Consider the following 12,185-nt stretch of genomic DNA (forward strand, 5'->3'; position numbering starts at 1 on the left):
GTCCCGTTCGGGGGGGTGTGTTCGGGGGGGGGCGCCGCCGCCGGCGGCCCCCCGCCGGGGGCCCCCCCACCGCCTGCTCCTCCGGAAGGACCCCGGCCGAAGTACGGGCCAACGGCGTCAGGGGGTGCCGGGGCGTTGGTGGCCGAAGCGGACCGGTTTGGGGCCGTGCAGGCGGACCTCCGGGTCCGGCATCGCCTGCTCGCGCCCTGCCCGCTCCACGGCGGCCTCCACCACCGCCGGCTCCTCCCCGGCGGCCACGATCCGGCGGACCAGCCGCTCGCGCAGCCCCGCCGCCACCTCCGCGTGCGACGCGTACCCGGCCAGGTTGACCAGCTCGTGCGGGTCGTTCTCCAGGTCGTACAGGGCCTGCTCGCGGTAGCGGGAGGCGGCCGACACGTCCCAGGGGTGGGCGTCCTCGGCGACGGCGTAGTACTTCCACCGCGACGTGCGGATGCCGCGTCCCACCTCCGACTCGCTCACCTGGAAGAACACCTCCTCCGGCCACTCGGCGGCCCGGGGGTCACGGATCAGGGGCAGGAAGGAGCGGCCCTGCATCTCCTCGGGCACGGGCAGCCCGGCGGCCTCCAGCAGCGTGGGCGGCAGGTCGATGGTGCTGACCGGGCGGGAGATCGCGCCGCCGCCGTCGAAGCCGGGCCCGCGCAGCGCCAGCGGCACGCGCAGGGAGGCGTCGTGGCAGGAGCGCTTGTACTCGCCGTTGCGGGTCTTGAAGTGGTTGCCGTGGTCGGAGGTGTACGCGACGATCGTGTCGTCCAGCAGGTCCATGCTGCGCAGCGCGTCCAGGAGCCGGCCCAGGCCCTCGTCCAGGCGCTTGACCTGGCCCAGGTAGCCGCCCATGTGCTGGTGGGCGGTGCCGCCGAGCGCGGCCAGGTCCGGCGGCATCCAGCGGCCCTGATAGCGCTCCTCGTAACCCTCGGGCGCCGGGTAGTTGTCCACCTCGTTCTGGTGGTGCGGCTCCAGGAACGACAGGAACAGGTAGAACGGGTCGTCGGCGTGGTCGGCGACGAAGCGCACGGCCGCGTCCACGAGGGCGTCGGAGCGGTAGCCGGGCAGCAGGACGGGGTCGTTCGCCTCGTCGAACACGATCGTGCGGTAGGCGTCGGAGGTGTGCTCCAGGGCGTTGGCCGCCAGCCACGACCGGTAGCCGCCGCGCTGGTCCTCGGGGACCGGCTCGCTGCCGGCCAGGTGCCATTTGCCGATGTAGCCGGTGGCGTAGCCGGCCGCGCCGAAGTGGTGGGCCAGCGTGCGCTCCTCGGGGCGCAGCACGCGGCCGTTGCGGTAGACGCCGGTCGTGGTCGGGTAGCGGCCCGTCTGCAGGGCCGCGCGGGCCGGCGCGCACACCGGCTGCGGGGTGAGCGCGACCGTGGCCTGCGTGCCGTTCCTGGCCATTCTGTCGAGGTTCGGGGTGAAGGGACCGACGGTGTCCCACCGCTGCTGGTCGGTGAAGACGACGATCACGTTCGGGCGCAAAAGGAGGACTCCTGTCGAACTATTTGAGGCCGGTCAGCGCGATACCGCGTACGAAGTATCTCTGGGTCAGGATGAACAGGACGGCGGTGGGGACGAAGAGGATCACCGAGCCGGCGGCGGTGAGGTGCCACAGCGTGAAGTACTCCTGGTTGAACAGGGTGAGCCCGACCGGGATGGTGCGCATCTCGGGCGTGCTGGTGGCGACCAGCGGCCAGAGGAACTCGTTCCACTGGAAGACGAACGTGAACAGCCCGAGCACGGCCAGCGCCGGCCGCGTCTGCGGCAGGATGACGCTGCGGTAGATCCGCAGCTCGGAGGCGCCGTCGATGCGCGCGGCGCTGATCAGGTCGTCGGGGATGGGCTGGATGAACTGCCGCATGAGGAAGATCCCGAACGCGTCCATGAGGAACGGCGTGATCAACCCCTGGTACGTGTTGAGCCAGCCCATGTTGGCCATCAGCACGTACAGCGGGATCATGCGCACGAAGAACGGCACCATCAGCGTGGCCAGCAGCGCCACGAACAGCGTGTTGCGCAGCGGGAACCGGAACTTGGCGAACACGTACCCGACGAGCGGGTCGAACAGCAGGTGCGCCAGCGTGATGAGGCCGGCCACGACGAGGCTGTTGACGATGAAGTTCCCGAACGGCGCCCGGGTGAACAGCTCGGCGTAGTTGCCCCACTGCGGCGACTCCGGCACCAGGACGGCCTCGGCCGACAGCGTCTCGGCCTCGGTCTGCAGCGACAGCGAGAGCATGTAGAGCAGCGGCACGACGGTGACGAGCGAGGCCACGCCGAGCAGGGTGTAGAGCAGCGCCTTGCGCATCAGTACGTGACCTCCCCGCGCCGCCCGGCCCGCAGCTGGACCAGGGTGAACGCCACGATCACGACCAGCAGCAGCACCGACTGCGCCGAGGAGTAGCCGAAGTCCCTGGTGCGGAAGGCGACGTTGAAGATGTGGAAGACCGACAGGTCGGTGGCGTCGCCGGGGCCGCCGCCGGTGATGATGTACGCCTGCCCGAACGCCTGCAGCCCCGAGATGACCGCCATCACCGACACGAACAGCGTGGTCGGGGCGAGCAGCGGCAGCGTGATCCGCCAGAACCGGCGCCAGGCGTCCGCCCCGTCGATCTTGGCGGCCTCGTGGTAGGTCTCCGGGATGCCCTGCAGCCCGGCCAGGAACAGCACCATCGTGTAGCCGACGCTCTGCCAGAGCGTGACGGCGGCGATCGTGAGCAGCGGCGAGGTGTTGAGCCACTGCTGCTCGGGCAGCCCCATCGCGTCCAGCGCCCGGTTCAGCACGCCCAGCTCGGGGTCGAGGATGTTGCGCCACAGCAGCCCGACGATCGCCACCGAGGTCAGGTAGGGCACCAGCAGCAGCACCCGGAAGGCCACCCGTCCCTTGAGCGGCTGGTCGATCGCCATCGCCAGGGCCAGCCCGAGCACGATCGACCCGATCACCACCATCACCGAGAAGCCCACCGTGACCAGGAACGAGTGCCGGACGGAGGGGTCGGCCAGGGCCTGGGTGTAGTTGCCCAGGCCCGTCCACTGGTCGGCCATCGGCCCCGTGCGGAAGCTCGTGGCCACCACGTTGCCGATCGGCAGGTAGAAGAAGGCCGCGAAGAACAGGATCGCCGGGAGCAGGAAGAGGTAGGCGGTCCTGGCGTAGCGGCCGGACAACGTGCGGGGCCTCACTTCAGGAAGCCCTCCGCCGTCTCGGCGAACTTGCGCAGCACCTCGGCGGCCGGCTGGTTCTGGATGATCACCTGCTGGTACATGACCTTGAGCTGCTCGTCCCACTTGCCGAGCTGGCCGGTCAGGCGCACCTGCTGGGAGGAGTCCTTCGCGTACGGCAGCGCGTCGGCGAAGACCTTGATGACCTCGTTCGACTGCACCTCGGGCAGCTCGGTCCAGGAGACGCGCGGCATGAGCATGCCCGTCTCCTTGGTGGCGGCCTGCTCGACCTCGATGGCCGTGATGCGCTTGATGAAGTCCCACGACAGGTCGGGCCGGGCCGCCTTGGCGGGCACGAACATGCTCACCCCGGCCGCCTGCGTGGCCTGTGTCTTGTGCTTCAGCGGCGGCGCGACGCCGAGCTCGATGTCGGGGCTGGTCTTCTTGATCGGGTCCAGGTCCCAGGGGCCGGTGAAGATCATCGCGGCGCGCTTGGCCGAGAACAGCTTCTGCGGGCCCGAGTAGTCGGTGCCGGACACCGGCACGGGGGCGACCTTGTGCTTGTGGATCAGGTCGGCCTGGAACTGCAGGGCGGCGATCGCGTCCTCGATGGGCGTCATGACCTTGCCGGTCTGCGGGTCGTACGGGGTGACGCCGGCCTGGGTGAGCCAGGGCCAGACGTAGAGGTAGTCCTGGTTGAGCGCGACGCCGTACACGCCGTCCTTGGTCAGCTTCTTCGCCGCGTCGAGGAACTCCTCCCAGGTGGTCGGCACCTCGACCCCGGCGTCCCTGAGCATGGCCTTGTTGTAGAAGAGGGTGTTGCAGGTCAGGTGGAGCTGCACGCCGTACACCTTGCCCTGGTACGAGTTGCGCTCGACCGTCACCGGCTGCCAGTCCGAGGGGAAGCCCATGGCCTGGCCGTCGCGGTCGACGTAGTCCTGCAGCGAGCGGGCGTTGCCGGAGACGGCGAACTCCTGCACCCACCCGCTGGGCTCCTCCACCAGGTCGGGCACGGTCCCGGAGGCGAAGTCGGCCAGCAGCCTGGTGCGCAGGTCGGGCCACTGGTACTTCTGCAGGTTGACCTTGACCTTGTTGGCCTGCTCGAACTCGGCGATCACCTTGCGGTAGGCCTGGTAGTCGTGGCCCGCGTTCCAGTAGACGGTGAAGGTGCCGGGGGCGGCGGAGCTCTGCGTGGTCGGCGCTCCCGCGCAGGAGGACAGGACGGGCACCGCGGCGGCCGCCCCGACGAGTCGGAGCAGGTCACGGCGTGAGGGGTGGGAAGGCATCTCGGATTTCCCTTCTAGGACGAGCCCCGGCGCATGAAGGTCCAGGAGCGGACGATCTCGCGGGCGGGCGGCGGCTCCTCGGCCTGGAGGCGGTCGAAGAGCAGGCGTACGACGTCGGTGTAGTCGTGCCGGATCGGGCCGACCGTGCTGAGCTGCGGATTGCTGATGAGACCCTCGTCGATGTTGCCGGCGCCGACGATCGCGACGTCGCCGGGCACGCTCAGCCCCAGGTCCCTGGCGGCCCAGATGGCGCTGATCGCCGCCCGGTCGGAGGCGGCGAAGATCGCGTCGGGCCGGTCGGGGGAGCGCAGGAGCTCGGTCGCGGTCTGGTACGCCGACACGCGGTCGTCGGCGCCCCCGGTGACGATCCGCTCCTGCACGCCGTGCCGGTCCAGGGCCGTGGTGTAGCCGAGGAGCCGCCCCGCGGGCCGGTCGCGGTAGAGCTCGTGCCGGTGCGCCATGAACGCGATCCGCCGCCGGCCCGTGGCCAGCAGGTGCTCGACCGCCTCGGCGCACGCCTCCGTCTCCGGGGTGCGTACGACGTCGCAGCCCGTCAGACCGCTCTCGTTGCTCAGCACCACCATCGGCAGCCCGGTGGCGGCCAGCCCGCCGAGCAGGTCCTGGGTGAGGTGGTCGCCGACGACGTTGATCAGGGCGCCGTCGGCGATGCCGCCGCGCAGCACGTCGATGGCGGCGTTCGCGCGGGCCTCGGAGTAGACGGCGAGCGAGACCACGGAGTAGCCCCGCGCGTCGGCCATCTCGTGCAGGTCCGTGGCCAGCCGCTCGTCGGTGGGCACGCCGCCGAACGAGCTCAGCACCAGGCAGACCCGCTGGGTGCGGCGCTTGCGCAGGCTCCTGGCGGCCTGGTTGGGGGTGTAGCCGAGTTGCCTGGCGGCATCGAGCACCCGCTGCCTGGTCTCGGCGGCCACGGGTCGGTCGCGGCCGCTGAGGACGTAGGAGACGGTCGCCACTGACACGTTCGCCAGCTCGGCCACTTGTCGCGCTGTTGGTCTCATGTTAGTCGAATAACCTAGCATTCCCTACAGGAATATGGGGAAATTTCTCGGCTCGGATCTCGGTGAGCAGTTCAACGTATGGAGAGTCTTCACCTCTCGGCCGCCGGCCGGTGTGAAACGATTAACACCGTATTCCTCACGTGCCGCCCGGGCAATAGGTGAGCGGGTTTCAGCTGAGGACGCGGACGGGGTCGGCCAGCAGGCCGAGGAACGCCTCCATCCAGGCGGCGGCCACCGCGCCGTCCACCGCACGCCGATCGACCGACAGCGTCACCCGCAGCACCGGACCGGCCTTCACCCGGCCGCCCTTGACCACCGGCTCCTCGCGCACCGCCCCCACGGCGAGGGCCGCCGACCGGGCCGGATCAACGGTGGCGGCGAACTCCGCCACGTCGTGCGGGCCGAGGCTCGTCACGGTCATGACCCCGCCCTCCAGCTCGTCACTCGGGAGCGTCCCGGCCCTGGCCCGGCCGGCGAGCTCCTCGACGGCGGCGGCGACGGAGGTGAGGGACTGCCGCTCCACCGACCTGAGCACGGGGGCGACCGGGCCGCCGTCGGCGGAGACGGCCAGGTCCACCGTCTCGAACGTCCTGGCGCCCTCCGGGGTCCGGGCGACGTTCATGGCGGGGACCAGCCGGTACGCGTGCGCGGCCGCCTTGATCACGAAGTCGGTGACGGAGACGGGTCGGCCGGCGCCGTCGCCGAGACGGTGGCGGAGCTTGAGCAGCTTGTCCAGCTGAGCCGTGCCGCGCAGGCAGAGGTGCCGCTCGCCCCCGGCCTCCCGGCCGCTCGGGTGCGCCGTCATCTCGGTGAGCGCGGCGGCCACCTCCTCGTCCCCGGCGATGGCCGCCCGCTCCAGCACCTTGCTGATGCTCGGCGACGCCTCCCCGCCGGTCACCCGCCGCACCGGCTGCTCCAGCCGGCCGAAGAAGCGGCGCTGGAGCTCGTCGGCCAGCCACCCGCCGTAGGACGGCCCCACCGGCCCCTGCTCGGCGATGAGCACGTTGCGCGTCTTCCCGACGCTGGCCCCGATCGTCTCCCAGTCGAGGCTGGCCCGGTCGAGCCAGCGCAGGTCGATCACCTCCGCGTCCACCCCGGACGCCTCGACCGCCCGCAGCACGTACGAGGTCATCGCCAGGTACGTCAGCACGGTCACCCGCGACCCGGCCCGGCGCACGGCCGCCCGCCCGACCGGCAGGCAGTAGTCCAGGTCGTCCACCGGGCACTCCCCGGTCGAGCTGTACAGGTCGACGTGCTCCAGCACGACGACGGGGTCGCGGCAGAGCAGCGCGCTGTTCATCAGCCCCACGTAGTCGAACGGCGTCGTGGGCGCCACGATCCGCCAGCCGGGGGCGGTGGCGAAGAGGCCGGCGGGGTCCATGGAGTGCTGGGAGCCGTACCCGGTGCCCATGGCGACCTTGCTGCGCAGGACGAGCGGCATGGCGTCGTCGCCCCCGTACATGTGCCTGGCCTTGGCGATCTGGTTGAAGAGCTGGTCGGCGGCGACCCACATGAAATCGGCGTACATGAGCTCGACCACCGGCGTGTACCGGCCGTCCGAGGCGATGCCGCCGGCCAGGCCGGTGAAGGCGTTCTCGCTGATGGGGGTGCCGAGGACGCGGTCGGGGAAGGACTCCTTGAGCCCGCGGGTGGCGCCGTTGGTGCCGCCATTGAGCCGGTGCACGTCCTCGCCGAGCACGACGATCGACTCGTCCGTACGCATGCGCCGCGCCATCACCTTGGCCACGGCGTCGATGAACTTCCGCTCGGCCAGCTCCCCCGTGAACGTGTCCCGGTCGGCCGTCCGCGCGCCCTCGAACTCGGAGAGGTCGCCGCGCACGCCCACGTGGGCGAAGCCCGGGTCGGGCCACTCGCCCGGCCGGATCCTGCGCTGTCCCGGCCGGCCGCCGGGGACGGGCTCGATCAGGACGCCGCCCACGTCCGCCATGAGCTCCCTGGCCCGCGCGGCGGCGGCGTCGACGTCGGGGCGCCCGAGGAGGCCGCGGCGCGACAGGTGGCCGGCCAGCCGCTCGATCGGGTCGCGGGCCCGCCACTCCTGCTCCTCCTGCTTGGTCCGGTAGCCGAACGCGCTGCCGGGCAGGGGGCCGTTCTGGTGGAAGTAGCGGTAGACGTCCGCCTCGACGAGGGCGGGTCCGCGGCCCGCCCGCAGGTGCCCGAGCACCTCGCGCATGGCCAGGTGGACGGCCAGCGGGTCCATGCCGTCCACCTTCCAGCTGGCCACGCCGAAGCCGGGGCCGCGGGCCGACAGGCGCGGCTCGGCGGTCGCCTCGGCCACGCCGGTGGAGACGGCGTAGCGGTTGTTCTCGACGAAGAAGCAGAGCGGCAGCCGCCAGGCGGCGGCCAGGTTGAGCGTCTCCAGGGTGGAGCCGATGTTGGCGGCCCCGTCGCCGAAGTACGTGACCGCGACCGCCCCGGTCCCCGCCTGCCGGTGCGCCCACGCCGACCCCGCCGCGAACGGCACGCCGCCCCCGACGATCGCGTTGGTGCCGATGGCGCCGGCCTCCTCCCAGCGCAGGTGCATGGAGCCGCCCCGGCCGTGGCTGAAGCCCCGGTCCAGGCCGCAGATCTCGGCGAGCGTGCGGAGCAGCACCTCGCGCACCTCGGGCGAGAAGTCCCTGGTCGGATCGATGCCCTTCGGCTCCACGTACGCCAGCGCCTTGGCCAGGAACTGGTGGTGCCCCCGGTGGGAGCCGTTGACCGTGTCGCCCGGCGCCAGCGACAGGACCGAGCCGACCGCGCCGCCCTCCTGGCCGATGCTGGAGTGGGCCGGGCCGTGCACCAGGCCCGACCTGGCGAGGTCGAGCACGTACTCCTCGAACGTCCTGATCAGCAGGAGCTGGCCGAGCATGCTCGTCAGCAGGTGGGGGTCGGCGGCGTCCCAGTCCTCGTCGGTGGCGACGACCTCGACCCAGGGCGCGGGCGGTTCGAGCCCGTGATGCTGGGGCATTCCTCAGCCTTACACGGTCTGGATCCAAAGAACAGCCCTGACAGCGCTGCGGGGCCGGACGTAGGCTGGATTGGATCCAAAGGGGAAGAGGCCGGTATGAGCGGACTTCCAGGGCTGAGCCGGGTGGACCACATCGGCTTCACGGTGCCCGATCTGGAGGAGGCCAGGGAGTTCCTGGTGCACGTGCTCGGCTGCGAGTACATGTACTCGCTCGGTCCCTACCGGCACGACGAGGGCCCGTGGATGAAGGAGCACCTCAACGTGCATCCGCGGGCCGTGATGGAGCGGCTGCACTTCTTCAGGTGCGGCGGGCAGGCGATCTTCGAGGTCTTCCAGTACTCGGCGCCGGGCCGGCATCCCGAGGTGCCGAGGAACAGCGACGTCGGCGGGCATCACGTGGCGCTGTACGTGGAGGACATCGACGCCGCCGTGGATTACCTGCGGGAGCGGGACGTTCAGGTGCTCGGCGAGCCCACCGCCAGCAGGGGGCCCAGCGAGGGGCAGCGGTGGGTGTACTTCCTGGCGCCGTGGGGGATGCAGTTCGAGCTGGTGTCGTACCCAGGTGGCAAGGCGTTCGACCGTGCGGGTGCCTGAGAGCGAGCGGGTGGCCGCGCACCTGCGCGAGGCCATACTCAGCGGCGCGATCGCGCCCGGGGAGCGCATCCGGCAGGAGGAGCTGGCCGAGCGGCTCGGGGCCAGCCGGCTGCCCGTGCGCGAGGCGCTGCGCATGCTGGCGGCCGAGGGGCTCACCGAGCACCACCCGCGCAGGGGCGCGAGGGTGCCCCGGCTCGCCGGGCACGAGGTGGACGTGATCTACCAGATGCGCGAGCGGCTCGAACCCCTCGCCCTGACCGAGAGCATCCCCCACCTGACCGCCGGCGACCACCGCAGGCTCGGGCTGATCCAGGACAAGATCGAGGCCAACACCGACATCGGCGAGTTCCTCGCGCTCGACCGGGAGTTCCACCTGCTGACCTACTCCGGGTGCGGCATCGAGCAGCTCTCGTCGATGGTCGTGCGGATGTGGAACGCGACCCAGCACTACCGGCGGGTGTTCATGCGGCTGACCGGCCCGTCGCGGCGGTGGGTGGTCAACGCCGAGCACCGGCTGCTGCTGGACGCGATCGAACGGCGCGACGCCGTGGATGCGGAAAGGTACCTGAGCGGTCATATCAGGCGTACCCGGGTAGAGCTTTCACAGCACCCGGAAGTGTTCGGGGACGGAGGTAAACGGGGATGACGGGGATCACGGGGATGATCGTGAACGGCGCGGCCGTGGAGGCGGGGTCCGATCCGGACACCCCGCTGCTCGACGTGCTGCGCGGTGAGCTGGGGCTGGTGGGGACCCGGTTCGGCTGCGGGGTGGGGTTGTGCGGGGCGTGCTTCGTGCTGCTCGACGGGCGGGTGACGGCCGCCTGCGACACGCCGCTGTCGGCCTGCGAGGGGCGGGAGGTGGTGACGGTCGAGGGGCTGGCGCCCGGTGACTCCCTGCACCCGGTGCAGCGGGCGATCCTGGAGGAGCAGGCGGGGCAGTGCGGCTACTGCCTGTCGGGGATCATGGTCAGCGCCGCCGCGCTGCTGGCCGCCGATCCCCGGCCGGACGAGGAGGCGGTGGTGGCGGCGCTCGATCGCAACCTGTGCCGCTGCGGGGTCCAGCGGCGCGTGGTCCGCGCCGTGCTGAAGGCGGCGGAATGAGCGGCGACGACGCAGTCACGGTGCGGGACGACGGGATCGTCCTGGTCCGTGCCGGGAAGGTGGAGCTGGGGCAGGGGGTGCTCACGGCGCTGGCCCAGATCGCGGCCGACGCGCTGGGGGCCGACCTGGGGCAGGTGCGAATCCTGCCCGCCCGTACGGGTGCAGGGCCGGACGAGGGGATCACGGCGGGGAGCCGGTCGATCTCCCACTCGGGCCCGCCGCTGCGTGAGGCGTGCGCCCGGGTCCGGGCCGCCTGCGCCGCAGAAGCCGCCCGCCGCTGGGGCGTCGCCCCCGGCGAGGTGACGGTACGGCGGGGCGAGTTCCGCTGCGGCGACCTGACCGCGACCTACGCCGACCTGGCGAAAGCGGCCGGCCCGGGCGCACACCCGGGTGGCCCGCCTGTCGGCACCGCCCCGGAGGCCACGGTGAACGCCGTGGAGGCGGCGCCGGTGTACGTGGGGGTCAGCGTGCCCAGGCTCGACCTGCCCGACAAGGTGGCCGGGCGGCCCAGGTTCGTCCACGACCTGCGCCTGCCGGGCCAGCTCCACGGCCGCGTGCTGCGCCCGCCCTCCCCCGCCGCCCGGCTGCGCCATCTCACCCCCCAGCCGGACCTGCGCGTGGTGCGCGACGGCTCGTTCCTGGGCGTGCTGGCCGAGACCGAGCCCGAGGCGGACCGCGCCCTGAACCGGCTGCGCAAGGCCGCCGAGTGGGACGACCGTGACACCCTGCCCGACGAGCACGACCTGCGCACCTTCCTCCGTACCGGCCCGCACGAGACCGTCCGCGTGCGGGAACCGGCCGGGGAAAGGCCTGACGGGGAGCTACGGACGGCCACCTACAGCAGGCCCTTCATCGCCCACGCCTCGATCGCCCCGAGCTGCGCCGCCGCCCGCTGGAACGCCGACGGCACCCTGGAGGTCTGGAGCCACACCCAGGGCGTCCACCCGCTCAGGACGGCCCTGGCCCGGATCCTGGGCCTGGACGAGGAGCGGATCGAGGTGCGCCACGTCGAGGGCGCCGGCTGCTACGGCCACAACGCCGCCGACGACGTGGCGCTCGACGCGGCCCTGCTGGCCCGGGAGGCCGGCGGCCGGCCGGTGCAGGTGCGGTGGAGCAGGCGGGACGAGCTGACGTGGGCGCCGTTCGGCTCGGCCATGTCGGTGGACGTGGCGGCGGTGGTGGACGAGGCCGGGACGGTGCGGTCCTGGGAGTACGACGTGTGGAGCCAGGGCCACATCAGCCGCCCGGGTTACGCCGGGGTGCCCGGCCTGCTCGCCGGGGCCCACCTGGAGCGCCCGTGGACGTACCCGGCGGCCACCGACCCGCCGGAGCGGGGAGGCTGGGGGATGACCCGCAACGCGGCGCCGATCTACGACTTCCCGCGGGTCGCGGTGACCGGCCACCGCGTGCTGGAGACGCCGATCCGCTCGTCGGCGCTGCGGTCGCTGGGGGCGTTCATGAACGTCTTCGCGATCGAGTCGTTCATGGACGAGCTGGCCCTGGCCGCCGGGCGCGACCCGCTGGCGTACCGGCTGGACCACCTGGGCGACCCGCGCGGGCAGGAGGTCCTGCGGCGGGCGGCCGCGGCGGCCGGCTGGGGCGCGCCCGGGCTCGGGCTGGGGTTCGCGCAGTACAAGGGCGTGGGCGCGTACTGCGCGGCCGTGGCGGAGGTGGAGGCCGAGCAGGACGTACGGGTGCGCCGCCTGACCATCGCCGTGGACGTCGGCCAGGTCGTCAACCCCGACGGCGTGCGCAACCAGATCGAGGGCGGCGCCACCCAGGCGGTGAGCTGGACGCTGAAGGAGCGGGTGCGGTTCGACCGGCACGCGATCACCAGCGGCGACTGGGAGGCCTACCCGATCCTGCGCTTCAGCGAGGCCCCGGAGGTGGTGGTGGAGCTGGTCGAGCACCCGGGCACGCCGTCGGTGGGTGCGGGCGAGGCGGCGCAGGGCCCGGTGGCGGCGGCGATCGCGAACGCGGTGGCCGCCACGATCGAGGTCCGCGTCCGCGACCTCCCGCTGGACCGGGAAGCGGTGATCAGGGCCATCGAGTGAC

At 72.2% G+C, this 12,185-nt stretch carries 10 protein-coding genes; 4 read left to right on the forward strand and 6 right to left on the reverse strand.

Annotated elements, in window-relative coordinates:
* Nucleotides 1–117: 117 nt before the first annotated feature.
* From AB0J69_RS55350 to AB0J69_RS55375, 6 genes are all read right to left on the reverse strand, one after another.
* Nucleotides 118–1,488: a sulfatase-like hydrolase/transferase gene (locus tag AB0J69_RS55350; RefSeq protein ID WP_364136175.1), complete on the reverse strand. Its 1,371-nt coding sequence runs from the start codon at nt 1,486–1,488 to the stop codon at nt 118–120.
* A 19-nt stretch (nt 1,489–1,507) separates the two neighbouring features.
* Nucleotides 1,508–2,314, reverse strand: coding sequence for a carbohydrate ABC transporter permease (locus AB0J69_RS55355; protein ID WP_364136177.1), 807 nt, complete (start codon nt 2,312–2,314; stop codon nt 1,508–1,510).
* A complete protein-coding gene (locus tag AB0J69_RS55360) occupies nt 2,314–3,186 on the reverse strand; it encodes a sugar ABC transporter permease (protein WP_364136179.1) in 873 nt (290 codons plus the stop codon). Before AB0J69_RS55360 ends, AB0J69_RS55355 begins: the two co-directional genes overlap by 1 nt.
* A complete protein-coding gene (locus tag AB0J69_RS55365; RefSeq protein WP_364136181.1) occupies nt 3,183–4,451 on the reverse strand; it encodes an extracellular solute-binding protein in 1,269 nt (422 codons plus the stop codon). Before AB0J69_RS55365 ends, AB0J69_RS55360 begins: the two co-directional genes overlap by 4 nt.
* Before the next feature lie 14 nt (nt 4,452–4,465).
* On the reverse strand, nt 4,466–5,467 hold the full coding sequence (locus AB0J69_RS55370) for a LacI family DNA-binding transcriptional regulator (RefSeq protein WP_364136182.1): 1,002 nt from the start codon (nt 5,465–5,467) through the stop codon (nt 4,466–4,468).
* A gap of 169 nt (nt 5,468–5,636) precedes the next feature.
* Nucleotides 5,637–8,435, reverse strand: coding sequence for a thiamine pyrophosphate-dependent enzyme (locus AB0J69_RS55375; protein WP_364136184.1), 2,799 nt, complete (start codon nt 8,433–8,435; stop codon nt 5,637–5,639).
* Between the two features lie 96 nt (nt 8,436–8,531).
* Between AB0J69_RS55375 and AB0J69_RS55380 the strand changes: the two genes are divergently transcribed.
* From AB0J69_RS55380 to AB0J69_RS55395, 4 genes are read left to right on the forward strand one after another with little or no spacing between them, the layout of a single operon-like run.
* Nucleotides 8,532–9,029 carry a VOC family protein gene (locus AB0J69_RS55380; RefSeq protein WP_364136186.1) on the forward strand — a complete coding sequence of 166 codons (498 nt, stop codon included), beginning with the start codon at nt 8,532–8,534 and terminating at the stop codon, nt 9,027–9,029.
* Entirely contained in the window at nt 9,016–9,675 is a 660-nt protein-coding gene (locus AB0J69_RS55385) for a GntR family transcriptional regulator (protein WP_364136188.1), read from the forward strand. Before AB0J69_RS55380 ends, AB0J69_RS55385 begins: the two co-directional genes overlap by 14 nt.
* On the forward strand, nt 9,672–10,130 hold the full coding sequence (locus AB0J69_RS55390) for a (2Fe-2S)-binding protein (protein ID WP_364136190.1): 459 nt from the start codon (nt 9,672–9,674) through the stop codon (nt 10,128–10,130). The genes AB0J69_RS55385 and AB0J69_RS55390 overlap by 4 nt, the downstream gene beginning before the upstream one ends.
* Nucleotides 10,127–12,184, forward strand: a complete 2,058-nt coding sequence (locus AB0J69_RS55395; RefSeq protein WP_364136192.1) for a molybdopterin cofactor-binding domain-containing protein — start codon at nt 10,127–10,129, stop codon at nt 12,182–12,184. The genes AB0J69_RS55390 and AB0J69_RS55395 overlap by 4 nt, the downstream gene beginning before the upstream one ends.
* Nucleotide 12,185: the final 1 nt, after the last annotated feature.

It is taken from the genome of Nonomuraea sp. NPDC049709, from assembly GCF_040674815.1.
GTDB lineage: Bacteria > Actinomycetota > Actinomycetes > Streptosporangiales > Streptosporangiaceae > Nonomuraea.

Excerpts from the sequence above, each read along its gene's own strand:
- AB0J69_RS55355 (WP_364136177.1), bottom strand. The coding sequence starts at position 2,314 with ATGCGCAAGGCGCTGCTCTACACCCTGCTCGGCGTGGCCTCGCTCGTC.
- AB0J69_RS55365 (WP_364136181.1), bottom strand. The coding sequence starts at position 4,451 with ATGCCTTCCCACCCCTCACGCCGTGACCTGCTCCGACTCGTCGGGGCG.
- AB0J69_RS55370 (WP_364136182.1), bottom strand. The coding sequence starts at position 5,467 with ATGAGACCAACAGCGCGACAAGTGGCCGAGCTGGCGAACGTGTCAGTG.
- AB0J69_RS55375 (WP_364136184.1), bottom strand. The coding sequence starts at position 8,435 with ATGCCCCAGCATCACGGGCTCGAACCGCCCGCGCCCTGGGTCGAGGTC.
- AB0J69_RS55380 (WP_364136186.1), top strand. The coding sequence starts at position 8,532 with ATGAGCGGACTTCCAGGGCTGAGCCGGGTGGACCACATCGGCTTCACG.
- AB0J69_RS55390 (WP_364136190.1), top strand. The coding sequence starts at position 9,672 with ATGACGGGGATCACGGGGATGATCGTGAACGGCGCGGCCGTGGAGGCG.
- AB0J69_RS55395 (WP_364136192.1), top strand. The coding sequence starts at position 10,127 with ATGAGCGGCGACGACGCAGTCACGGTGCGGGACGACGGGATCGTCCTG.